The organism is Haladaptatus paucihalophilus DX253, from assembly GCF_000376445.1.
Taxonomy (GTDB): Archaea; Halobacteriota; Halobacteria; order Halobacteriales; family Haladaptataceae; genus Haladaptatus; species Haladaptatus paucihalophilus.
In genome coordinates, this window is sequence record NZ_AQXI01000002.1 from 177,856 (window position 1) to 199,689 (window position 21,834).

A 21,834-nucleotide genomic window follows, 5' to 3' on the forward strand; every position below is an offset into this window, starting at 1 on the left:
TAGAGGTTGTGGCGGACCGTTCCGATTTCGTCCGTGAGAACGATTTATTAGTAGCAGATTCATACGATATCGTACATCGAACGATGGCGAAACCACCGGAACTCACCCGCGACAACGAGGGGGCGTGGAAGTTGGCGGGGTCGTTCAGCAGCGGTCGGTATCAGTTCAGCGTGACGCCCGCCGCGGAGCGACTTCTCCGGGACGAACTCGGATGCGACGAAGGGGATATCGTCCCGTGGAACTGCTTTCGGGCGCTCGTCTACGCCGGAGACGCGTCGCTCCCCTCCGCGACGGATAGCCCCGTCGAGACCGGAGACGATTTGGCCCGACCGAACGGCGACGTCGAGATGTTGGACGCGGAGGCCCGCGCGCTCGCCGAGCACCTGCAATCGAAACGGTTCGACGAACGCCAGCGCGAGGCGCTTTCGACCCACGTCGCCGACACGAAACTGGACCCGTTGCTCGCCGTCGAAACGCTCGACCGAACCGAGGACTGGGTGGCGGAGACGACCGAATCGCTCGTCCGTGAAGGGGAAACATCGGATGAGAGACTCCAATCGGAATCAGACGCGGACTTCGGCGGGGAGAAGTCCGCGTCTACCGCATCGGACCGCCACTCCGCCACGACCGTCCTGCACGTGAGCGATTCGTACCTCAAACCCGGAGGGGAGAGCGACGTGGATGGCGTTCACGGTCTCGATGGCTTCGAGAAGGCGGTGGACGTCGCCGTCGGCGAGGCCGTCGATGCGGTCGTCCACACCGGGAACCTGTTTTCGAGCGCGACACCCTCGGATGAGGTGAACGCCGCCTGCCGCGAGCGACTGGAGCGACTGGAGCGACGCGACATCCCGTTTTTCGTCGTCGCGGGTCGAAACGAGGCCGAGGATACCGACGCGCTCGATGCGCTGACCGAAACGGCTGGCGTGCGTCGCCTCGGGACCACGCCGACGGCTATCGACGAGTCGGTCGCCCTGTACGGCATCGATCACCGGCAAGACGTGGGGGCGGGGAATGGGGGGATTCACCTCGAAGACCCCGAAGAACGCTGTCTCAAACTGTGTTGCGTCCACCAAGCGGTTTCGCCGCCGTACTCGGAGTACGGCGCGGACGTCGAGGCCTACGAACTGGCCATCGAGCACATCGACGGCTGGGTCGATGCGTTCCTCTGTGGCGGGACTGACCGCGCGGTCGAATGGGAGGGCGACGACCTCTGTGTGTACTACACCGGAACCACCGACGCCGCGCGGGTGCGCGACGACGAGGACGAACCCCTCGTGAGTCTGTTCACCGTCCGCGGGAAGTCGTTCGAGCGCGAGACGATTCCGCTCGACGGGTACGACGCGAGCGCGCGGGAGCGCGAGCGAGCGAGACGCGAACGGGAGAACGGTGACGAGAGGGATGGGTATCCCGGCAGAGAGGTGCGGTCCCGAGAAGCGACGAATCCCGACGCTCGACCCCTCACCGAGGCCACCGGGTCGCTGGCGACGATGCTCGACGACGCGGGGACGCCCGATTTCGAGGACCGTTCGACGGCGGAACTCGCGGACATGTACGCCCTCTTTTCGGACGTCAAAGGGCAGATCGAAACCCTCCGAACCGAGGTTCGTGACGTGCTTTCCTCGCGCGTCGGCGAAGGGCAAGAGGTTACGGGCTCGTTCGGGTCGGTCAGCGGCCGTCGCCGGACGCGAAAATCGCTCAAGGACTCGGAGACGGTCCTTACGGAGCTCGCCAGACACGGCGTCTCCCGGGAGGACGTCGTGACCGAACGGGTGGACGGGACGAAGGTCGAGGACGCCATCGAGGAGCGGAACCTCGACATCGACGAATCGCGCCTCTACGATATCAGCGAGAACGACTACGTTCGGCGGGACGACATCGACCGCGACGCGCTTCGACGGCGGTTCGAGGAGTAGGGGCGACGCCGACTCACTCCGGGAATATCGATTGCGGGAGATACGCCGAGACGACCCAGTTGGGGGCGTCCACGACTTCGTTGATTTTGAGGTCCACGATGGCGGAACACAGCAGGTACGCCTCCGAGCGCGTCAAACCGCGGGTTCGGTGGAGGTGCGAAATCATGTGCCGAATCGCCTTCTTGCTGGCGTCCATCAGGTCGTCGCTGATGCCGGTCGTGGCGTACACCCGGCCGCCGTCGGTCGCCGAAAACGGCCCGTCCGTCTCGAACTGCGGTTGCTCGATGTCCATGCCCGAGACGAGTCGGAGGCGGGCCGTCACCGTCATCGGCGCTTCGATACCCGTGACGCACACCTCGCCGTCGCCCTGCGCGCCGTGGCAATCGCCGATGCTGAACCGCGCGCCCGCAACTTCGACCGGCAGGTACAGCGTCGAGCCCGCCGTCAGGTGCTTCACGTCGAGGTTGCCGCCGACGCGGCGCGGGGGCGTCGTGCTGTGCTCCCCGCCGTCGGCGGGCGCGACGCCGAGGTTGCCCGGGAAGGGCGCGAGCGGGACGTCGATTCCGTTCACGAAGTGGCCGACGTCGCCGTCGAGGTCCCAGACGTGCAGTCCCGGGTCGGGAAACTCCTCGGGAAGCAGTCCGGTTCCCTCGTCGCCGCCGTAAAAGTACGAGAAGCCGATGCCCTCGTGGTCGAACGAGAGGAGGTCCACCGCGAGCACGTCGCCGGGTCGCGCGTCCGCGACGTCGACGGGACCGGTCAAGGCGTGGCCGGGGAGCGTCCCCGCGAGGGCGGCGACGTCCTCGACGGTCGAGTCCGCATCGAGGCGACCGTTCGTCGCATCCCGACAGTCGAAGCGCACCACGTCACCGGATTCGACCGTTCGAATCGGGTCGTGGTCTCGGCTCCAACTCGTGTGAATATGCTCGTCTCGGGCGGGTATGTGGTGGTCCGGGGATGGTGTCTGTGACATCGGCGTACACCCGAGTAGAGACGGAACGGGTATAAAATTCGTTCGCGGATTCCGGTGGCGTATCGATTATCGGACGGTGTAGCCGCCGTCGAGGACGATGGTCTCGCCGGTCATGTACGCGGAGGCGTCGCTCGCCAGATACACCGCCGTCGGGCCGAGCATCTCCGGCGACGCCATCTCGTCCTGTAACATCTCGTCCGTCCAGATATCGACGGCGTTCTCCGCGACTTCCGCACCTTGGTCCGCGTTGTCGGTGGCGACGTAGCCCGGTGCCAGATTGTTCACGCGGATTCCGTGTTCCGCCCACTCGGAGGCGAGTTGGTTCTTGAAGCCCTCCAATCCGGCCTTCGAGGCGTTGTAGGCCACCTGTCGCTGGGGATGGTTCGCGATGAACGCCGACATCGACGAGACGTTGAGGATGACGCCGCCGCCGTCCCCCATCATCTCGCGGCCCGCGGCGCGCGAGCAGAGGAACGCGCCCGTGAGGTTCGTCTCGATGACCGCGTGCCACTCGTCGAGCGACATCGTTTCCGCCGCCTCGTGGACGACGATTCCGGCGTTGTTCACGAGCACGTCTATCCCGCCGAACCGTTCGACGGTCGCCTCGACCATCGCCGCCACGTCGTCCTCGTCGGTCACGTCGCATTCGACTGCGAGAGTTTCGACGCCCGTCGTGTCAGCGAGTTCATCCGCGACGGCTTCGCCCGACGCCGCGCTCCGATTCGCAACGACGACGTTCGCGCCGACGTCGGCCAGCGCGGTTGCGATGGCGCGGCCGATACCGCGATTGCCGCCGGTGACGATGGCCGTCTGGTCCTGCAGGTCGAACGCATCGAGTACGGTCATAATCGTACCACCGGACGGCACCCACAAAACGGTTCGCCCCGAAATCACGACGAACGCGACCGGTTCGGACGCCCGACAGAAGGCCATTCTCGCAAAGCATTATACCGTTTCAGCGCCTTTCGTGGGACGATGTGTCAATACTGTTCCGTTCGTGAGGAAGGCTGGACCCAACTCCTCGCCTACGACGACGTGTATCAACGCGCCGTCGGTTCCGGCGGCGACGACGAGTACGGGTTCCACGAATCGTGGGACGACCTCCGCGACCAACTCGCGTAGTCACCGTCGCGGGAACGGTCCGTTCTCGGCGAGCGCGGGTTCCCTCTCTTCGTCCTCGACGAGACAGCGGTCGAGTTCGGCGGTCACCCCCGCCTCGTCGATGTCGGTGCCGATGAGCACGAGACGGGTCTCCCGCTCGTCCGGGGACCACTCCCCGAGGGGGCCACAGCGGACCGAGGGTCCGGCCTGATTCAATCCCATGGCGTTGTCGTCCCATCCGGCGATCCAACAGATGCCCTTGGTTCTGGCGAGGTTTCCGTCCCAATCGTCCAGCCACGCGTTCAACCGCTCCGGGTGGAACGGGCGTTCCCGTTCGTAGACGACGGTTTCGATGCGGTCTGCGACGGATTCTCCTGCATCGTGTGCGTGCCCCCCGTGGTCGTCGTGGTCGTGGTCCGCGTGTGTGTGGTCCCCCTCACGGTCGTGCCCGTCATCACCTCCCGCCAACGCGCGTTTCCACCCCGGCGATTGGCGCGCATCGTCGAAATCGAATCGCCCCGTGTCGAGAATCACGTCCGCGGGAACCTCCGAGTACGTCGTTCGAATCATGTCCGCGTTCGGTTGTAGTTCCCGCACGAGGGCCGCCACTTCGTCGAGGGACTCGTCGGAAACGGCGTCACACTTGTTCAGCAACAGCAGGTCGCAGAACTCGACGGTTTCGACCAAGACGTCGGTCAGCGGCCGCTGTCCGTCCGCCGCTTGGTCGCTCAACTGCCCCGTTTCCGCGTCGAACGCGTTGTCGAATCCGACCGTATCGACGACCGAGACGACGGTATCGAGTCGGTACTTCTCGGTCGGGTCGGGGGTTTCGTCGTCCATCCCGAGCAGCGTCCGCGCGAGCGGGATGGGTTCGCTCACGCCCGACGCTTCGATGAGGAGGGAGTCGAACTCGCGGTCGTCGAGTCTGGAAAGGGTCGAGCGGAGGTCGTCCTGTAGCTGACAACAGATACAGCCGTTGGAGAGGTCGATTACGTCGTCGGTTTCCCCCTGTATCAGCTCGGTATCGACGTTCATCTCGCCCACGTCGTTGACGACGACCGCGACCCGTCGGTCCCCCGGGTCGCGGAGGACGTGATTTATCAGCGTCGTTTTGCCCGCCCCGAGACAGCCCGTTACCACCGTGATCGGCGTTCGGTCGTCTCCCATGGGGTTGCCTTCGGGATGCGGCATCATAGCGTTTGGTTGTGAAAACGAACTGATTTTTTCGCTCGTCGGGGTCGGGCGTCGGTCGCGTGGCTCGTGTGCTTCGTGGAAACCGCGCGCGATTAATTTCTAAATAGTAAATATTATATTAGAAATTAAGAATATGAAAATAAAATAAAGAGTGCGGATACGGGGCCGGATTGGTCGGAATAAATACTAGTACCCCTATTCGATATCTGTAACGGACGTTCCGTCCAAACGTGCGCCGCACCGATCATATCTGAACACATGTTGAATATACAAGGACAGTATACGTATAATAGGAATCAATACGCGTACCTTGAGTGAATAACTAAACAATACCGTCACACATATCGTGAACTACTGAACACCACACTCAATGGCGTATATCGTCGAATTCACGTGTTTCAATCCGTTTTGCGTCTATACTCTCGCATTCACAAAACGTAAATATGCGGCCTTGGTACTGCGTGACGATGGTGGGTGATTCCTCCCCGAGTCGTCCGCTGAAAACCGTCGAGACCGCCATCGATATCGTCGATGCGATTCAGCGGTCCGACGGTTCGGACGTTCAAGAACTCGCTCGGGAATTCGACCTCGCACAGAGTACGGTCCACGGCTACGTGAAAACGCTCGAAAATCGTGGTTACCTCACCGTCGACGACGGGGAGTACCACGTCGGTCTGGAATTCTTGAACAAAGGTGGTCACGCTCGCAAGCGAAAACGCGAGTACGACTTCATCATCGGAAAACTGGACGACTTGGCCGAGCAGACCGGCGAGCGCGTTCAGTTCATCGTCGAGGAGAACGGTCGTGGCTACTATATCCACACGTCCATCGGCGAAAACGCCGTCCACGTCGATGCCCACATCGGAAAGAAGATTCACCTCCACGCGAGTTCGGCCGGGAAGGCGATTCTCGCTACCCTTCCCGAGGAACGCGTCCACCAAATCCTCGACCGGTGGGGAATGCCCGAGTACACCCAGCACACCGTCACGGACCGCGAGGAACTGTTCGACGAACTCCAATCGATTCGAGAGATGGGCTACGCGACGAGCGAACAGGAGTCCATAACGGGACTACGAGCGGTCGGCGCGCCGATACAGCCGTACGAGTCGAACCCCATCGGCGCTATCAGCTTCTCCGGACCGGCGCATCGTCTCACCGGCGACTGGTACGACGAGGAAGTACCCAACCTCGTCCTCGGCGTCGCCAACGAAATCGAGTTGGACCTCAAATACCAGTAACGGACGACCGTCGCAGGACGGAAACCGGTCGCCCTTTCACGATATTCGAATTGCTCCTTCGCCGATGATTCGGTAGTTGGAACGTAATTATTAAATACTAGTTCGAGAAGGCCGTGTCTGTTGATGACTGGTAACAAGAACCGTGTCTCACGGCGACAGTTCATAGCAGGAACGGTGGCAAGTAGCGCCCTTCTCGCGGGCTGTACGAGTAGCGGCGGCGGCGGTTCCTACCCGAGCAAGGATATGACCTACATCGTCCCCTTCAGTCAGGGCGGCGGGACCGACACCTACGCTCGCAAGGTCGTCCCCGCGATTGGCGACGAACTCGACACCGACATCGCCATCGAAAACGTCCCCGGGGCGGCGTCGCTGAAGGGTACCGGCGAGATACTGCGGGAGAAATCCGACGGCTACACGTTCGGGGGTTTCAATCCTCCGTCGACGCCGATCTCCTACCTCGTCCACGACCCGAGTTGGGACATCACGAACCTCGTTCCGGTGGCGACGTACGCCCGGACGCCGTACGCCATTTTCGCACGCCCGGACCTCAAGATAGAGGGGATGAAGGATTTGACGAAGCGGTACAAGAACGGCGACCTCTCGAAGTTCGCCGGGCTGGCTCGCGGCGGCATCGTTCACGTCGCGGCGAACGTGATGAAGGCGGAATACGACCTGCAGTACCAGAAGTACATCGGATACGACGGCGGCGGTCCGGCGATCAAAGCCGCCATCTCCGGCGAGGTCCCGGTCGTCGCGACGACCGACACAGCCGCGATGAGCGCCGTCGAATCCGGCGATCTGGAACCCGTGGCCATCCTTTCGAGCGAGGGAAGCAACGTGTTCAAGGACGCCCCGTCACCCTCGGACGAGGGACTCCCGAGCATCGACTACATCGGACAGCTGACCCGCTGTATGTTCCTCCCGAAGGGGACGGAGACGGAGAAGCGAGACACGCTCGAAGAGGGTGTGAAATCGGCCCTGAAGAAGGATTCGGTGCAACAGTGGTCCGAGAAGACGGGAAACATCGTCGAGTTCGGCGGCCACGAGAAGGCGAAAAAGGCGCTGAACGACTCCATCGAGACGATTCCGAAGAAAGTCGATCTGGACAAAATCGCGAACGAATAACGCACACACACCTACACAATGACAGAAAATTATCTGGATACGTACGATTACGACGTCGCCGTGGTGGGGAGCGGAACCGCGGGACTCGTCGCTGGTCTTCGCGCCGCGGAACTCGGCAACTCGGTCGCAGTCCTGGAGAAAGCGCCGAAGGAGCGCCAAGGTGGGCACACCCGATTCAGCGAATCCTTCCGCGTCCCGTCGGTCGGAACGGACCTCGAACAGTACGGTTACGAGTTCGCCGTGGACGACTACACGACGGCGGACTTCCGACGGGACATCATGAGCCAGACGAGTGGCAAAGCCGACGACGAGTTGACCGACACCCTCGTCGAGAACGCCGGGGAGACCGTCGAGTGGTTGACCGCGGCCGGTGTGGACTGGCAGATGGAACCGCTCGCCGTGGGATACACTGCCGCCCGAACGTGGTTCGACGGGGAGGAGTACGTCGAAACCCTCACCGACGCCGCCGAGGACGAAGGTGCGGACTTCTGGTTCGAAACGGAAGCCGAGTCGCTGCACCGCTCTCCGACCGGCGAAATCGACGGACTCACCGCACGAACGGCGGACGGACGGGTGAGCTTCGAGGTCGGCGCGGTCATCCTCGCGGCGGGCGATTACGGCTCCAGCGACGAGAAACGGGTTCGCTACTACGGCCCCGGCTACGACGAGATGAGCGTCCGCGGCAGTCGGTACAACACCGGGGAAGCCCTGATGATGGCCGAGTCGGCAGGCGCGAACCTCGTCGGTCAGTGGGGCGGCGCACACATGGCGCTCATCGACGCGGCGTCGCCGGACGTCGAAGGCGGCGCGAATCGAGTCGACGGCTATCAGTACGGTGCCATCCTCAACGACCATGGCGAGCGATTCGTCGACGAAGGAGAGGACGCCAGAGCGCACACGTACGCGAAGTTCGGTCGCCTCATCTTCGAACAGCCGAATCACGTCGCGTACATCGTTCTCGATTCGAAGACACAGGAGATGGTGCGGGCAACCGGCCCGTCCGACCCGGTTCGTGCGGACGACCTCGAAACCCTCCTCGCGGAGGTCGGTTGTAGCGACCCCGCGGTCGGTGCGGAGACGGTTCGGGCGTTCAACGACGCGTGCGACCCGGGCGAGTTCGACCCGAAAACGCTGGACGGCAACGCGACGGACGGACTGCCCCTCGAAAAATCGAACTGGGCGATTCCGATAGACGAACCGCCGTACTACGCCTACGTGGTGACCGGCGGCATCACCTTCAGTTTCGGAGGGGTAAAAATCGACACCGACGCGACGGTCATCGACACCCGCGACAGGTCGATTCCCGGCCTGTTCGCCGCGGGGAACAGCACGGGAGAACTGTTCTACGACAACTACCCCGGTGGAACGGCACAGACCAACGCGGCCGTCTACGGGAAAATCGCCGCGGAATCGGCTGATACGCACGTACAACCATGAGCAACGAAGAGCGATCGAAGACCCTCGAACGAAGTCCGGTGACGCCGCTCGCCGAGTTCCTCCGAGGGGTCGACGGCGGGCCGGTGTTCTTCGGATTCCTCATCGCCGTCGCCGGATACATGTTCGTTACCGCCGCCGGGTTCACCGCTTCGGCGCGGCTGTTCCCCAGACTCGCAGCCGGAACGGTACTCGTCGCCGGTGCGCTTCGGCTGGCGGTAACGCGGCTGAATATCGGCGTCGAGCGGAGCGAATCGGTCGTACTGAGCGGTGGGCAGTCGGAGGCGAACGACGACGAAGAAGCGTCGCTGGAATCGATGCTCGTCCTCGGGTTCCTGATCGCCGGGTACGTCCTCGGCGGGTTCCTCGTCGGGCTGTTCTGGTTGACGCCGCCGTTCGTCTTCCTGTACCTCCTGTACAACCGCCAACCGCTCTGGCGGACGGCGCTTCTCACCGCGGTCATGACGGGGGTCGCCTACGGATTCATGACGCTCATGAACCTCGACCTGCTGACGGGGGGATTCTGATGGCGGACGTTGGCATCCTCGTCGAGGCGACGAAGACGATATTCGCGTGGCCGAACGTCCTGCTCATCCTGCTCGGCGTCCTCATCGGCATCATCGGCGGCGCGTTGCCCGGCGTCGGCGGTGCGCTCACCGTCGCGATAGCGATGCCGTTCACGCTGGGGATGGGAAGCACGAGCGCCATCATCTTCCTCATGGCGATTTATAACGGCGTGATGTACGGCGGCAGCATCTCGTCGATTCTGTTCAACGTTCCCGGAGATTCCTCGGCCGCCGCGACGGCGATAGAGGGCTATCCGATGACGAAACAAGGGCGCGCGATAGACGCGCTGACGATTTCGGCTCTCTCCTCGGGACTCGGCGACCTCTTCGGCGCCATCGTGATCATCCTCCTGATGCCGGTGATGGTCTCGTTGGTGCTGATGTTCGGGACGCCGGAGTACTTCCTGATAGCGGTCTTCGGCCTCTCGCTCATCATCGTCGTCTCCGACGGGTCCTTCCTCAAGGACGTAATGGCGGGCGGGTTCGGTGCGCTCATCGCCACCATCGGCGTCGCGCCGATGTCGGTATCGGAGCGGTACACCTTCGGAATGCTCGGACTCTACGACGGCGTTAACTTCGTCGCCGCGCTCATCGGCATCTTCGCCATCTCCGAGATGCTCCGGCTCAGTCTTCGGGACGGTAGCATCTCCCGCGACGGCGACGTGAGCCTGAGCGGGAGCGTGAAATCGGGTATCTCGGACGTGCTCTCGAAACCGCTGACGTTGATAAAATCGTCCAGCATCGGCCTCTTGGTCGGTGCGATTCCCGGGTCCGGCGGGTCGGTCTCGACGTTCATCGCCTACGGCGAGGCGAAACGGTCGAGCGCGGACCCCGACTCGTTCGGAACCGGCGTCGAGGACGGGGTGATCGCAACCGAGTCCGCGAACAACGCGACCGTCAGCGGCGCGCTGATTCCGACGCTGACGTTCGGCATTCCGGGCAGTACGACGACCGCGGTGCTCATCGGCGCGCTCATGCTTCACGGATTGCGGCCCGGCCCCGCGCTGTTCGACGAACAGATAGGACTGACCTATTCGATTTTCGCCACGCTCGTCGTCTGCAGCGTCGTGATAATCGTCTTCGGGTTGCTCGTCGTTAGATGGGCGGGATACATCACGACGGTCAACACCGACCTGATAATTCCGGTCATCGTCTGCCTCTCAGTGTTGGGAGCGTACTCGCTTCACTCGAACTACATCGACGTGTTCGTCGTCCTCGTGATGGGTATCGTGGGCTATCTCATGGATGGCTACGGCTACTCGCTCGTCGCGTTCCTGTTGGGACTCATCCTCGGGCCGATAGCCGAGGAGAACCTGTATCGGTCGCTCCAACTGAGCGGCGGCAGTTTCGACATCTTCCTCGCGACGCCGTTGCGCATCGTGCTCGTGGCGATGATCCTGTTCGTCGTCGTCGGGCCGTACGTGCGACCGCTCTTCGACCAGCTGCATCGGCGGGCAACCAACCAGTGATCCACCGATAAAATCACTTTTCGAGCTTAGAAATCAATGAATCAAGAGACGATTCGCTGTGCGTTAGTACGGGGCGGAACCAGCAAGGGAGTCCTCATCGCGAGCGGTGAACTCCCGGCGGAACACCACGACGAGGCGATACTCTCGGTGTTCGGAAGCCACGAACCGCGACAGGTCGATGGACTCGGCGGCGCGACCTCTACGACCTCGAAACTCATGGTCGTCTCCCCGAGTTCGCGGCCGGACGTGGATGTGAACTACACCTTCGGACAGGTCGGCGTCACGGAACCGCTCATCGACTACGGCGGGAACTGCGGGAACATGACGACGGCCATCGGGCCGTTCGCGTACGACGAAGGACTCATCGACGCCGTTCCCGACGCGGACGGTCGCGTCTCGCTCACCCTCTACAACACGAACACGGAGACGAAACTGGAACAGTCCTTCCCGGTGGACGGGACGCGCGCGGTATCGACCGGTTCGTTCTCCATCGAGGGCGTCCCCGGGACCGGCGCGCGGGTCGATACGACGTTTCTCGATCCGGGCGGGTCGAAAACGGGGTCGCTCTTTCCGCTGGGGGGGCCGACGGTCACGGTCGAAACCGAACACGAGCGTATCGACGCGACGGTGTTGGACGTGACGACGCCCGTCGCGTTCGTTCGAGCGAGGGACCTCGGTCTCGACGGGACGGAAGGGCCGTCCGTCGTCGATACGGATGGACCGCTCCTCGAACGAATCGAACGGATTCGAGCGCACGTCTGCGCGGAACTCGGACTCGTCGATGACCCCGACGGTGCGGCGCGGGAGTCGCCGGGGTATCCGAAGCTCGCGTTCGTCTCCGAACCGCAGTCGTACGAGACGGAAAACGGTCGGGTCGATACGGAACGTATCGACCTCACGGCGCGCATCATGAGCATGCAGTACCTCCATCCGATTTACGCCGTGACCGGCGGCGCGTGTACGGCGGCGGCGGCACTGCTCCCCGGAACGATTCCGAACGAGGTCGCAGCCACGAGCGGAACCGAAGTGACGCTCGGGCATCCGCGGGGGACGATGACCGTTTCGGTCGGCATCGAGTCGGATTCCGTTCGCTCCGTGACGGTCTCTCGAACGCAGCGCCGTCTCATGGAGGGAACAGCGTTCTACACGGTATCGGACTCGGTTTCCAACGGGTAAGAGATACCGAGCGTCGAAACGGACGACCAGCCCCGTCGAGGTATTTCTAGACAGTAATACCAGTCAGTATATCCGTGATTCCTATTTGGTGTTACTGAATGATAATACCAATGTGGTCGTCGTCGAACGTCGGTTCGCGGTCGGAATGAGAGACAGCCAATTCAGGCCTTCGCGCCCGCGACCCCGCCGCCGATGGCCGCGCCGCATTCGTTACAGGCGACTAAGTAAAATCGTTTCGAGGCCGCGAAGAAACCTGTCGTGGCGTCCATCTCCACGAATTCGACGTCGGACTTTTCGGAAAGCTCCGCTTGACATTCGGGGCAGTGTACCATACCCCCGGATTGTGATAACTAACCTATAGCTTTTTTCTTTCAAGCACCGCCACCGGCCTTCGCACCAGCGACGCCGCTTCCGATAGTCGCACCACAGTCGGCGCAGTTCACGACGTAGAACCGTTTGGAGGCCGCGAAAAAGCCGGTCGTGGCGTCCATCTCCACGAAATCGACGTCCGACTCCGTTTCGAGGGTCGCACCGCAGTCGGGGCAGTGTACCATGATTGCACCGTTTGCGCGGAGTGTTAAATTTCCTATGGAATCGCCCATCGTCGGAAACACGACGGCTCCACCGACGCCACCCAAAAACGGGTCGCGTCGTTAGCTCTCCAACGTCGCGTCGAGCGTGATGTCCGGTCCGGCGAGCGCCTTCGAAACCGGACAGTTCTCCTTGGCGTTCTGTGCGAGGTCGTCGAACGTCTCCTCGTCGATGTCGGGAATCTCCGCCGTCAGCGTCAGGTCGATGCGCGGAATCTCGAAGCCGCCCCCGTCCGCTGGTTCGAGGTGCACGTCCGCCTCCGTGTGGAGGCTGTCCGGCGTGTAACCCTCCTCTTCGAGGAACGCCGTCAGTTGCATCGAGAAACAGCCGGAGTGGGCCGCGCCGATGAGTTCCTCGGGGTTCGTTCCGGGTTCGTCCTCGAAGCGGGTCGGGAACCGGAACGTTCCCTCTATCTGGCCGCTCTCCGTTTCGAAGTCGCCGCTCCCGTCCTTTCCGCCTTGCCACGTCGTGTCGGCTTGTCTTGCAGGCATCGTCACGCCCGGCTACAGTCGGCAGTCGTATGGAAGTATCGGCCCCCGAAGTCCCGGTTAGCGTCAGTCGAGGACGAAGGAAGTTATATAACTCCCCTCCGGGAAAAAACGGACGAAGAGGGCAATGACCCGCGAATCCACCACGCCCGTCAGGACGACAGCGCGGTCGCTCGACATCATCGACACGCTGCGCGAACTCGACGGTGCTCGCCTCACGGAAATCGCCGCCCACCTCGACCTCCCCGACAGCACGGTGCACAACCACCTCCGAACGCTCGTGCAGCGGGGGTACGTCGTCAGGGACGGGAACACGTATCACGTGAGCCTCAGGTTCCTCGATTTCGGGGAATACGCCCGCTCCAGACGCAAGGTGTACGAAGTCGCAAGCCCCGAAATCGACGAACTGGCGTCCGAAACCGAGGAATCGGCGAACCTCCTCGTCGAGGAGGACGGCATGGGCGTGTACATCTACAACGCACAGGGTGGAAACGCCATCCCGCTTGACACCCACCCCGGAACACGCGTCCCGCTCCACGCCACCGCGCTCGGGAAGGCCATCCTCGCGTTCCTCCCGGAGAGCAAGACCGAAGCGATTTTCGACCGTCGTGGGTTGCCCGCTCAGACGTCGAAGACGATAACCGACCGCGACGAACTCCGCGGCGAACTGGCGGCAGTCCGGGAACGAGGCTACGCCGTCGATGACGAGGAGCGCGTCCGCGGCGTGCGCTGTCTCGCGGTCGCCATCAAGAACGAAAACGGACAGGTCATCGGGGCCATCAGCGTTTCCGGTCCGGCGAGCAGAATCGAGGGCGACGTCCGCGACCGACTCTTGGACGGCCTCCGACGCGCGAAGAATATCATCGAACTGAAGCTCGCACACGCGTAGCACGGATGCCGAGCGACGTCGAACATCTTTCCCGTCCACACCTCTTCCGTCCGCATCTCTCCCGCTCGTTCTTCGCACACGCTCAGACGTGGAGCGTATCGTGCATCTCGGTGATGAGGGTGTTGCTGGAGTCTTGGGAAAGCTCCCAACACATCCCGCCGCCGTATCCGTTGTTCTTCACGAACGAGGCTTTGTTGGAGATGGACGACACGTCGTCGTAGGAGACGAACGTGTTTTCGGCGGCCGAGTACAGCCACGGTACCTTCGCGTCGGAGTGCCAGTGATACTCGTAATCCGACTGCGGCTTGAGGTTCTCCACGACTTCTGAGTACGTCACCGACGTAGACGAGTCGAAGGAGTTGAACAACCCGTCGTTAGTGGACGCCACGCCCGAGTAGGACCGCCCGTAAAACGGCATTCCCATGACGAGCTTATCCTTTGCTATTGGTTTACCTGCCCAATACTGCATGTGGTGTTTGGTGTCGAAATCCGACGATGCGGTCGGCGCTTCGAACGGTGCGTTGAAGTTCGTCTCGCTGCTCCAACTCCCGTGATAATCGTAAGTCATGACGTTCACGTGGTCGAGATACTCGCTGATGGTACCGACTTCGTACGCATCGTCCACGATATTCGGGTTGGGAGACCCGGCCATCGTCAAGTGAGTCCACGACCCGAATCGAGCGTCGAGTTCGTCACGACACGCCTTCAGGAGTAGTGTGAAGTTGTGGGGATCCTCTGCACGAACGGACCCGTCCGGGAACTCCCAGTCGAGGTCGAGACCGTCGAAGCCGTACCGTTCCATGACGTCGACGGCCGTCGTGGCGAACCGTTGGCGTCGCGCCGCGGTCGATGCGGCGTCCGAGAACGTCCCCGAGTACCACCCGGCGCTGATGGAGAGGAGGAACACGGTCCCCGTATCGTCGTAGGTCGCCAACTCGCTGAGGAGGTCTTCGTCGGCGGAATCAGCCACGCTAACCGTGCCATCCGACTGGACGTCGAGGAAGGCGAAGTTCAGGTGGGTGAGTTTGTCGAAGGGGATGTCCGCAGGGGTGTATTCGCCCGCGTAGGAGGGGTAATAGCCGACGACCCGGTTTCCGTAGTCGCCGTGTGCCGAGGCGCTTCCGGCACCGAGCGTCCCGGTCACCGCCAGTGCGCCGGTCCCCTTGAGGAACTTACGTCTCGATGCGTCAGGAGTTGTTTTTCGGCCGATGCGTTTCGGTACGTGTTTCTCGCCGTTCGACATACGTTCATCAACGACGGTTCGAGAATGAATAAATTTTATGTGGATTACGAGGAAACATATACGCGCGGAATTCTCCGTCCGTCTCCCTTGACGGGACCCCAACCATTATACGACCGACACGAGCACTGTTCGCTATGACTGCAGCGATGCGTCTGTCCGCCGTCGCGTGGGCGGCGAAGACTCGGCGCGAAATCCGAGACGTCGGGGCCGCCGACGGGTCGGTTCTCGTCGTTCCCGTCGGCAGTATCGAACAGCACGGCCACCACCTCCCGGTTTCGACCGACACCCTGCTGGCCGACGCGGTGGCCCATCGCGGTGCCGAACGCGCCGCGGATGACGTTCCCATCCTCGTCACACCGCCGGTCTGGTCGGGGTTTTCGCCACATCACCTCTCGCTCGGCGGGACCATCTCGCTCGAACTCGACGACCTCCTCGATGCACTGGCGGACGTGGCCGACACCGCGCTCGAAAACGGGTTCGACGGCCTCTGCTTCGTCAACGGTCACGGCGGCAACGCGGCCGCCATCAACAACGCCGTCAGCATCGTCGGAAAATCCCATCCCGACGTCGAAGTCGCGGGGCTGACGTACTTCCAACTCGCCGAACCGTTCGTCGACGAGATTCGAGAGAGCGAAACCGGCGGCATGTCCCACGGCGGCGAGTTCGAAACCTCGCTGATGCTCCACCTTCACCCCGAACTCGTTCGGATGGAGGACGCGGACGCGGAGTACCTCGACGAACCGTACGACCGCGGTACCAAGGACCTGCTCGTCGGCGGCCCGCTAGCGACGTACCGGCCGTTCGAGGAGTACTCGGACACCGGGGCCATCGGCGACCCGAAACTGGCGAACGCGGAAAAGGGCGAAAAACTCCTCGACCGATTGACCGACGAACTGGCAGACGTGTTCCGGAACGTCTCCGAGCAGGCGCGCTAACGACGATACCGTTCTCCGCTTTCGCGTCTCGCCCCTCTCATCGTCCCGGTATGACTCTAAAGTAATACTCGATGGGCGCTGGTCACAGAAACGTAGAACGACCGAATACATCGATTAGGACATCTAAAACGAGGTCATTGATTTTTCCGAGAGGGAAATACTTCCCGATAGTTCTGTCTAGCAGTACCATCCAGTATTAATATTTGGTACTACTATTTCGTATTACTATTTTCCGTCCGGTATCGTCACCGGCAATCGCCCGGACAGGGTTCGCCCCCCGGCCAGCAGTTCTGCCGCCGCGGCGAGCGACGCGGGCGTGTCGTCGTACGTCGTCAGGTACGTCCCGACGTCGGGCATCGCAGCGAGGTCGTACGGGTTCCGCGTTGCGACGACGATAGGGTTCGCGCCCGCCTCTTGCAAGGCTCGGACGACCGCTGCTTGGTCCGGATTCGATGCGGCATCGGACGTACAGACGACCGTTTCACGGGGCGAATCGGCGCGTTCCTCCGGTAGTTCCCCCGGCGCGAGGACGGTGCCATCGACGGCGACACCCGCCGCCGACAGTGCCGACGCGAACGCGCCGCCGCGGCCGGACGCCTCCTCTGCGGGCGACCCGCGGCCGCCGTCGAACTCGTAGACGGCAACGCGCTGGGAGAGCGGGAGCGCGTCGGCCTCGTCGCGGACGAGCGTGACGCCGCGTTCGGCGACTTCCCGCGCGGTGGAGCGGCACTCCGCCGCGCCGTCGTCCCATTCGTTCTCGCCGCCGACGTAGCCCGCTCCGTAGACCCGTTTGGCGCGGAGGACGCGCCGAACCGCGGCGTCGATGTGGGACTCGGCGATGCGCCCCGATTCGACCGCTTCGATAACGGCGTCGATGGCGGCGCGCTGTTTCGCCGGAGTGTGCGAGACACAGAGTTGGTCGCACCCGGCCTCGACCGCTTGCACACACCCTTCGACGGTTCCAACTCCGTCGGCGATGGCTTTCATTTCCATGCAATCCGTGACGACCAGTCCGTCGAAGCTCAACTCCTCGCGGAGGAGTCCCGTCACGACGCGTGGGGAAAGGGTCGCCGGTCGCTCCGCGTCCTCCGCGATGGTCGGAAACGCGACGTGCGTCGTCATTATCGCACCGATACCGGCGTCGATGGCGCGCCGGAACGGTTTCAGTTCCACCGCGTCGAGGCGCTCCCGGTCGTGGTCGATGACCGGTAGGTCGAGGTGGGAATCGACCGCGGTGTCGCCGTGTCCCGGAAAGTGCTTCCCGCAGGCGACGACGCCCGCGTCCTGTAGCCCATCGGCGAACGCCGCGCCCAGTTCCGCGACGCGTTCCGGGCGTTCGCCGAACGACCGAACACCGATGACGGGGTTGTCGGGGTTGTTGTTCACGTCGAGGACCGGCGCGAGGTCGATATCGACGCCGAGCGCGCGCAGTTCACTCCCGACTGCTCGTCCGGCGCGGGACGCGAGTTCGGGGTCGTCCGTCGCACCCAGCGCCATCGCGCTCGGCAGTTCGGTGCCCCACGGGAGGCGCGCGACCCGACCGCCCTCCTGGTCGATGGACAGGAGCAAGGGGGGCTTTCCGTGGGGGACGAACCCCTGTAACGTGCGCGAGAGGGTCCGAAGCTGTCCCGGCGATTCGACGTTCCGGCTGAAGTAGATGACGCCGCCGAGGTGGCGCTCGGAGACGAGTTCTTCTATCGCCGCGGTTGGCGTCGTCCCGTCGAAACCCGCGACGAACAACTGTCCGACCTTCTCGGGGAGCGACAGGGACGACACGTCCACCTCGAAATCCGTGTGAGTGGCGGGTGGGTTCGTCGATTCCGCCGACTCGGGTTCGGTTGTCGAACTCATCGGTATCAGTACCGCCTGTAATCGTCTCGCACGTCGAGGAATTCCGTCCTGTCGTCTTCCCACCTGTCCGCGATGGTTTCGGCGATTTCACGCGGTTCGGCCGACGCGTCGGCGGCGTCTATCGTCTCGCGGAGATAGCTCCCGCCCGCCAGTTTATCGACGAAGAACTCGTCGTCGTAGGCTATCCACTCGCAATCGTCGTACGTCGTGAACGCCGAAGCGAGGACCGTCAGCCCGACCGTCACGGGGTCGATGGCGTCCCGGTCGAGGACGTGTATCTGGACGCCCGTCACGTTCTCGCGCTCGTGTTTGGAGAACGTCGGCGAGAAGTACGCCGGGCGGAAGGCGACGCCCTCCAACCCTTGGTTCGAAAGCTCCGTCGCCCAGTCGTCCGCATCTATCCACGGCGCGCCGACGAGTTCGAACGGCTTTGTCGTCCCACGCCCCTCCGAGAGGTTCGTGCCCTCGAAAAAGCACATGCCGGGGTATAACGTGGCCGTTCCCGGCGTCGGCATGTTCGGCGACGGATACACCCACGGGAGGCCGGTATCGGAAAACCAGTCGGAACGCGACCAGCCGCGCATCTCCACGACCTCCACGTCCGCGCCCACGTCGAACTCGCCGTTGAAGTAGGTCGCCAATTCGCCGACGGTCATCCCGTGGACGATGGGAAGTTCGTACGCGCCCACGAACGAGGCCACCTCGTCGTCGATTCGGTTGCCCGCGACGGATAGCGGCGAGATGGGATTCGGCCGGTCGAGGACGACCATCCGTTTTCCGGCCTCCGCGACCCCTTTCAGCGCGTAGCCCAGCGTGTAGATGAGCGTGTAAAACCGACATCCGACGTCCTGCATGTCGTAGACGATGGTGTCGATACCGTCCATCATCTCGGGGGTTAGCTGTTTCTGGTCCCCGTAGAGGCTCTTCACCGGAAGACCGGTGCGCTCGTCGATGCTGTCCTCGACCTTCACGCCCGCTTGTGCGTCACCCCGAATCCCGTGTTCGGGTCCGAACAGCTTCCGGAGGTCGAACTCCTCGCGGGCATCGAGGAGGTCTATCGTGGTGGTGAGGTTGCTGTCGGTTCCCGACGGGTTCGTGATGAGTCCCAATCGTTCGCCATCGACCGTCTCGAAGCGGTCGTTCAGCAACCGTTCTACGCCGAGTGTTACCATATCTTCGGCAATGCAGTAACTCCTTAAAAAACCCCGTGTGCGAGAGGGTAGGTGTCAGTATAATTATATTGAGAAGGCGCGATTGTAGTGTCACTTCTCCCCCTGTTCGCTCCCTCGTTCATCCATTCGATGACTCACTCACCGAGTGGCGCAGCGGCGAGGTCGAACCAGTCGAGGTGGTCCTCGGTCAACAGCGCGTGGTTGTAGACGCGAAGTTCGTCGCCGAGATCGCCGACGTCGGTCACGAATCGCCGCCACTCCGCTTCCGAACCGATGACGGCGGGGTCGAGGGTGAGGCCGACGTCGACCGGTAGCTCGACCGCCTCCCGATACCCCCGCACGCGACGGCGAGCGAGGTCGCGGTCGCCGGTGTAACAGAGCGCGACGATGCGGTCCAGATGAGCGCGAACGCGGTCGAGGACGACGCCCGCGGGCCATCCGTCGTTCGGGTCACGCCCGAGGCCGTCCGACGCCGAGTAGGTTAGCTCCACGTCACCGCTGGCCGCCGCGATGCGTTCGAGGAACGAGTCGATGACCGACGCGCGGAAGTCGAAGAGGTCGGCGAGGACGGGATACTCCTCCGCGAGTCGGGAGAGCGATTCGATTTGGGGAGTCGGCGTTCGAAGCACGTCGCGGGCGAGCGACTGGACGATCTCACGGGCGCGTTCGAAATCCACCTCGTGGCTCGCCGCCCGCGTTCGGCAGGCCGAACAGAAACACTGCGAGAGGAGGAGTTCTTCTGGCTTGCCGCGGACGACGTGGTTTTTCGAGTGGCCGAACGCGGCACCGTGGCCGTGGAAGGCGTTCGGAAAGCCGAGCGATTCGAGGTTGATAGCGGCGATGTCGTAATCGGCGAGCGAGCGCACGACGCCCTCGAAGTAGTCGTGAACCTCGGGATGGGACGGACAGAACGCGTGGTCGTGGGGGTCCCCGAAGGCGCTTTCGACGCGATACTCCGGGTTCGACGCGCCGAGGTTCGTGTTGTGGAAACAGACCAACCACGCCGTCACGTCGATATCCACCTCGGTCAACCGCTCGACGACCTCTCCGAACGGGTCGGGATGGCCGTCGATTTCGTTCACGGGGGGGTCGATGGGCGTATCGACGAACGACTCCGGGGCGGGGCGAAAGTAGCACCCGCCTTCGTACGATTCGAACAGACCGTCGGAAGAACGCGGTTCGAGGGTTCTGATGGAGTGATAGTGTGCGGCGACGGTGACGCTCGTCACGCCCAGTTCGGCGAGTTCCCGTCTCGTCGCCTCGGGCGGCTGCGAGAGTAAACGCCACGGATAGCTCCAGACTGCGACCATACCAGCCAACGTTGGCGCCGTGTAATAAATATTCCCCGGTCGCGGTGCGAACGGGACATCGAATCAGTCGAAACGCCCGGCGGCGACCATCGCGTGAAACCGCTCGCGGAAGCGGATGAGACCGGTGTCCTTCCCGTCGTACACCTGATTCGTGAGCAGGACGGCGAACCGGTCGCGGGCGTGGTCGAGCCACAGCGAAGTGCCGGTGTAACCCGTGTGTCCGAGTCCGACGCGCGACCAGTTCGGCGCGGGGTACGTCCCGTCGGCGAGTCGCCACCCGAGGCTGTGGCGGGTATCGAGGTCCGGCACCCAGTCGTCCTGCAACCGCTCGACGGTGGCCGGAGAGAGCAGCGTTCCGTCCGCGGCGAGGTACGCCCGGGCGAACGCCGCGAGGTCGTCGACCGTCGTGAACAGACCCGCATTCCCGCTCTGGCCGTTCATGGCCCAGCCGAGCGGGTCGTGGACTTCTCCGCGGAGGATTCGGTCGCGGTACTCGTGGTCGTAGGTCGCGGCGACGTTCGAGACGTCTTCCAACGGCCCGAGTCGGGAGGTTTCCATCCCCGCGGGACCGAACACGTGCCGCTCCGCGAGTTCGCCGAGCGAGCGGTCGGTCGCGCCCCTGAGCGCCTCGGCCAGATGGACGAAGTTGAGACAACTGTACTCGTTTCGACTGCCGGGTTCGGCTTCGAGTATCGACCGGTCCCGAAGTCCCGCCAGCACGTCGCTCGGCGACTCCCACGATTCCGCGAACGAGTACGGCTGAAAGCCGGAACTGTGGGTCAACAGTTCGAGCAGGCGAACGTCGCCGCGCCGATAACCGTCGAGGGACGGGACGTGCCGTCGGAGTTCGTCCGACAGGGTGATGACGCCCGATTCGACGAGCGAGAGCGCCGTCGTCGCCGTCACGACCGGTTTCGTCAGCGACGCGCCGTCGAAAATCGTCTCGCGGGTCATCGCCGCGCCGCGCTCGGGGTCGCGTTCGCCGACGACGCCGACCGCATCGATACCGTCCGTCGTCCCGACCGCCGCCACGGAACCGGGATAGACGCCTTCCTCCAACCCGCGTGCGAGAACCGTTTCGAGCGAGTCGTCTCCTGTCGAGCCTCTCATTCCCGTAGACGAGGGAAGCGAACCGTCTTAATCCCTCTGTCCGGGCCATCCGCGGT

General features: G+C 63.1%; 21 protein-coding genes. 10 read left to right on the forward strand and 11 right to left on the reverse strand.

Going from position 1 to position 21,834, the window contains the following annotated elements; genetic code table 11:
• Positions 1 to 83 precede the first annotated feature (83 nt).
• The gene (locus B208_RS0117070; protein WP_007983380.1) at positions 84 to 1,913 is read left to right on the forward strand and encodes a metallophosphoesterase family protein; all 1,830 of its coding nucleotides are present in this window, start codon (positions 84 to 86) and stop codon (positions 1,911 to 1,913) included.
• 13 nt (positions 1,914 to 1,926) lie between these two features.
• Here B208_RS0117070 and B208_RS0117075 read toward each other — a convergent pair whose 3' ends face one another.
• Positions 1,927 to 2,886, reverse strand: coding sequence for an acetamidase/formamidase family protein (locus tag B208_RS0117075; RefSeq protein ID WP_007983382.1), 960 nt, complete (start codon positions 2,884 to 2,886; stop codon positions 1,927 to 1,929).
• 66 nt (positions 2,887 to 2,952) lie between these two features.
• Positions 2,953 to 3,732, reverse strand: coding sequence for an SDR family NAD(P)-dependent oxidoreductase (locus B208_RS0117080; RefSeq protein ID WP_026177912.1), 780 nt, complete (start codon positions 3,730 to 3,732; stop codon positions 2,953 to 2,955).
• 129 nt (positions 3,733 to 3,861) lie between these two features.
• Between B208_RS0117080 and B208_RS24475 the strand changes: the two genes are divergently transcribed.
• Positions 3,862 to 4,008 carry a hypothetical protein gene (locus B208_RS24475; RefSeq protein WP_007983385.1) on the forward strand — a complete coding sequence of 49 codons (147 nt, stop codon included), beginning with the start codon at positions 3,862 to 3,864 and terminating at the stop codon, positions 4,006 to 4,008.
• Here the strand turns inward: B208_RS24475 and B208_RS0117090 are convergent, their stop codons facing one another.
• Entirely contained in the window at positions 4,009 to 5,154 is a 1,146-nt protein-coding gene (locus tag B208_RS0117090; RefSeq protein WP_018129012.1) for a CobW family GTP-binding protein, read from the reverse strand.
• Between the two features lie 494 nt (positions 5,155 to 5,648).
• Between B208_RS0117090 and B208_RS0117095 the strand changes: the two genes are divergently transcribed.
• The 6 genes from B208_RS0117095 (at position 5,649) to B208_RS0117120 (ending at position 12,189) form a co-directional block, all read left to right on the forward strand.
• Positions 5,649 to 6,419, forward strand: coding sequence for an IclR family transcriptional regulator (locus tag B208_RS0117095; RefSeq protein WP_007983388.1), 771 nt, complete (start codon positions 5,649 to 5,651; stop codon positions 6,417 to 6,419).
• Between the two features lie 174 nt (positions 6,420 to 6,593).
• Positions 6,594 to 7,544, forward strand: a complete 951-nt coding sequence (locus B208_RS0117100) for a Bug family tripartite tricarboxylate transporter substrate binding protein (protein ID WP_232423848.1) — start codon at positions 6,594 to 6,596, stop codon at positions 7,542 to 7,544.
• Positions 7,545 to 7,562: 18 nt separating this feature from the next.
• On the forward strand, positions 7,563 to 8,981 hold the full coding sequence (gene tcuA / locus B208_RS0117105; RefSeq protein WP_007983392.1) for an FAD-dependent tricarballylate dehydrogenase TcuA: 1,419 nt from the start codon (positions 7,563 to 7,565) through the stop codon (positions 8,979 to 8,981).
• Entirely contained in the window at positions 8,978 to 9,505 is a 528-nt protein-coding gene (locus B208_RS0117110; RefSeq protein ID WP_007983395.1) for a tripartite tricarboxylate transporter TctB family protein, read from the forward strand. The genes tcuA and B208_RS0117110 overlap by 4 nt, the downstream gene beginning before the upstream one ends.
• On the forward strand, positions 9,505 to 11,013 hold the full coding sequence (locus B208_RS0117115; RefSeq protein ID WP_007983397.1) for a tripartite tricarboxylate transporter permease: 1,509 nt from the start codon (positions 9,505 to 9,507) through the stop codon (positions 11,011 to 11,013). The genes B208_RS0117110 and B208_RS0117115 overlap by 1 nt, the downstream gene beginning before the upstream one ends.
• Before the next feature lie 36 nt (positions 11,014 to 11,049).
• Entirely contained in the window at positions 11,050 to 12,189 is a 1,140-nt protein-coding gene (locus B208_RS0117120) for a PrpF domain-containing protein (RefSeq protein ID WP_007983399.1), read from the forward strand.
• A 161-nt stretch (positions 12,190 to 12,350) separates the two neighbouring features.
• Here the strand turns inward: B208_RS0117120 and B208_RS24480 are convergent, their stop codons facing one another.
• The 3 genes from B208_RS24480 to B208_RS0117135 all read right to left on the reverse strand — a co-directional run bounded on the left by B208_RS24480 (position 12,351) and on the right by B208_RS0117135 (position 13,271).
• On the reverse strand, positions 12,351 to 12,521 hold the full coding sequence (locus tag B208_RS24480) for a hypothetical protein (protein ID WP_007983401.1): 171 nt from the start codon (positions 12,519 to 12,521) through the stop codon (positions 12,351 to 12,353).
• A gap of 39 nt (positions 12,522 to 12,560) precedes the next feature.
• Positions 12,561 to 12,743, reverse strand: a complete 183-nt coding sequence (locus B208_RS0117130) for a hypothetical protein (RefSeq protein ID WP_026177913.1) — start codon at positions 12,741 to 12,743, stop codon at positions 12,561 to 12,563.
• Positions 12,744 to 12,842: 99 nt separating this feature from the next.
• Positions 12,843 to 13,271 carry an OsmC family protein gene (locus B208_RS0117135; RefSeq protein ID WP_018129013.1) on the reverse strand — a complete coding sequence of 143 codons (429 nt, stop codon included), beginning with the start codon at positions 13,269 to 13,271 and terminating at the stop codon, positions 12,843 to 12,845.
• 124 nt (positions 13,272 to 13,395) lie between these two features.
• On the opposite strand from B208_RS0117135, the gene B208_RS0117140 reads away from it, so the two are divergent.
• Entirely contained in the window at positions 13,396 to 14,157 is a 762-nt protein-coding gene (locus B208_RS0117140) for an IclR family transcriptional regulator (protein WP_007983406.1), read from the forward strand.
• 82 nt (positions 14,158 to 14,239) lie between these two features.
• Here the strand turns inward: B208_RS0117140 and B208_RS0117145 are convergent, their stop codons facing one another.
• On the reverse strand, positions 14,240 to 15,400 hold the full coding sequence (locus B208_RS0117145) for a glycoside hydrolase family 18 protein (RefSeq protein WP_007983409.1): 1,161 nt from the start codon (positions 15,398 to 15,400) through the stop codon (positions 14,240 to 14,242).
• Between the two features lie 134 nt (positions 15,401 to 15,534).
• Here B208_RS0117145 and B208_RS0117150 point away from each other — a divergent pair, with 134 nt between their 5' ends.
• Positions 15,535 to 16,335 (forward strand): creatininase family protein, encoded by an 801-nt coding sequence (locus tag B208_RS0117150; protein WP_007983411.1) that lies wholly within the window; start codon positions 15,535 to 15,537, stop codon positions 16,333 to 16,335.
• 225 nt (positions 16,336 to 16,560) lie between these two features.
• On the opposite strand, the gene nagZ is transcribed toward B208_RS0117150, so the two are convergent.
• The 4 genes from nagZ to B208_RS0117170 all read right to left on the reverse strand — a co-directional run bounded on the left by nagZ (position 16,561) and on the right by B208_RS0117170 (position 21,778).
• Positions 16,561 to 18,186, reverse strand: a complete 1,626-nt coding sequence (nagZ, locus tag B208_RS0117155) for a beta-N-acetylhexosaminidase (protein WP_018129015.1) — start codon at positions 18,184 to 18,186, stop codon at positions 16,561 to 16,563.
• A 5-nt stretch (positions 18,187 to 18,191) separates the two neighbouring features.
• The gene (locus B208_RS0117160; RefSeq protein ID WP_007980847.1) at positions 18,192 to 19,358 is read right to left on the reverse strand and encodes an exo-beta-N-acetylmuramidase NamZ family protein; all 1,167 of its coding nucleotides are present in this window, start codon (positions 19,356 to 19,358) and stop codon (positions 18,192 to 18,194) included.
• Positions 19,359 to 19,492: 134 nt separating this feature from the next.
• A complete protein-coding gene (locus tag B208_RS0117165; protein WP_007980848.1) occupies positions 19,493 to 20,668 on the reverse strand; it encodes a hypothetical protein in 1,176 nt (391 codons plus the stop codon).
• Positions 20,669 to 20,731: 63 nt separating this feature from the next.
• Positions 20,732 to 21,778, reverse strand: a complete 1,047-nt coding sequence (locus B208_RS0117170) for a serine hydrolase domain-containing protein (RefSeq protein ID WP_007980849.1) — start codon at positions 21,776 to 21,778, stop codon at positions 20,732 to 20,734.
• Positions 21,779 to 21,834 lie beyond the last annotated feature (56 nt).

Coding starts and splice junctions, on each gene's coding strand:
- B208_RS0117095 (WP_007983388.1), top strand. CDS start 5,649: ATGGTGGGTGATTCCTCCCCGAGTCGTCCGCTGAAAACCGTCGAGACC.
- B208_RS0117110 (WP_007983395.1), top strand. CDS start 8,978: ATGAGCAACGAAGAGCGATCGAAGACCCTCGAACGAAGTCCGGTGACG.
- B208_RS0117150 (WP_007983411.1), top strand. CDS start 15,535: ATGACTGCAGCGATGCGTCTGTCCGCCGTCGCGTGGGCGGCGAAGACT.
- B208_RS24475 (WP_007983385.1), top strand. CDS start 3,862: ATGTGTCAATACTGTTCCGTTCGTGAGGAAGGCTGGACCCAACTCCTC.
- B208_RS0117130 (WP_026177913.1), bottom strand. CDS start 12,743: ATGGTACACTGCCCCGACTGCGGTGCGACCCTCGAAACGGAGTCGGAC.
- B208_RS24480 (WP_007983401.1), bottom strand. CDS start 12,521: ATGGTACACTGCCCCGAATGTCAAGCGGAGCTTTCCGAAAAGTCCGAC.
- B208_RS0117115 (WP_007983397.1), top strand. CDS start 9,505: ATGGCGGACGTTGGCATCCTCGTCGAGGCGACGAAGACGATATTCGCG.
- B208_RS0117080 (WP_026177912.1), bottom strand. CDS start 3,732: ATGACCGTACTCGATGCGTTCGACCTGCAGGACCAGACGGCCATCGTC.
- B208_RS0117090 (WP_018129012.1), bottom strand. CDS start 5,154: ATGGGAGACGACCGAACGCCGATCACGGTGGTAACGGGCTGTCTCGGG.
- B208_RS0117160 (WP_007980847.1), bottom strand. CDS start 19,358: ATGGTAACACTCGGCGTAGAACGGTTGCTGAACGACCGCTTCGAGACG.
- B208_RS0117070 (WP_007983380.1), top strand. CDS start 84: ATGGCGAAACCACCGGAACTCACCCGCGACAACGAGGGGGCGTGGAAG.
- nagZ (WP_018129015.1), bottom strand. CDS start 18,186: ATGAGTTCGACAACCGAACCCGAGTCGGCGGAATCGACGAACCCACCC.
- B208_RS0117120 (WP_007983399.1), top strand. CDS start 11,050: ATGAATCAAGAGACGATTCGCTGTGCGTTAGTACGGGGCGGAACCAGC.
- B208_RS0117170 (WP_007980849.1), bottom strand. CDS start 21,778: ATGAGAGGCTCGACAGGAGACGACTCGCTCGAAACGGTTCTCGCACGC.
- B208_RS0117135 (WP_018129013.1), bottom strand. CDS start 13,271: ATGCCTGCAAGACAAGCCGACACGACGTGGCAAGGCGGAAAGGACGGG.
- B208_RS0117145 (WP_007983409.1), bottom strand. CDS start 15,400: ATGTCGAACGGCGAGAAACACGTACCGAAACGCATCGGCCGAAAAACA.
- B208_RS0117075 (WP_007983382.1), bottom strand. CDS start 2,886: ATGTCACAGACACCATCCCCGGACCACCACATACCCGCCCGAGACGAG.
- B208_RS0117165 (WP_007980848.1), bottom strand. CDS start 20,668: ATGGTCGCAGTCTGGAGCTATCCGTGGCGTTTACTCTCGCAGCCGCCC.
- B208_RS0117140 (WP_007983406.1), top strand. CDS start 13,396: ATGACCCGCGAATCCACCACGCCCGTCAGGACGACAGCGCGGTCGCTC.
- tcuA (WP_007983392.1), top strand. CDS start 7,563: ATGACAGAAAATTATCTGGATACGTACGATTACGACGTCGCCGTGGTG.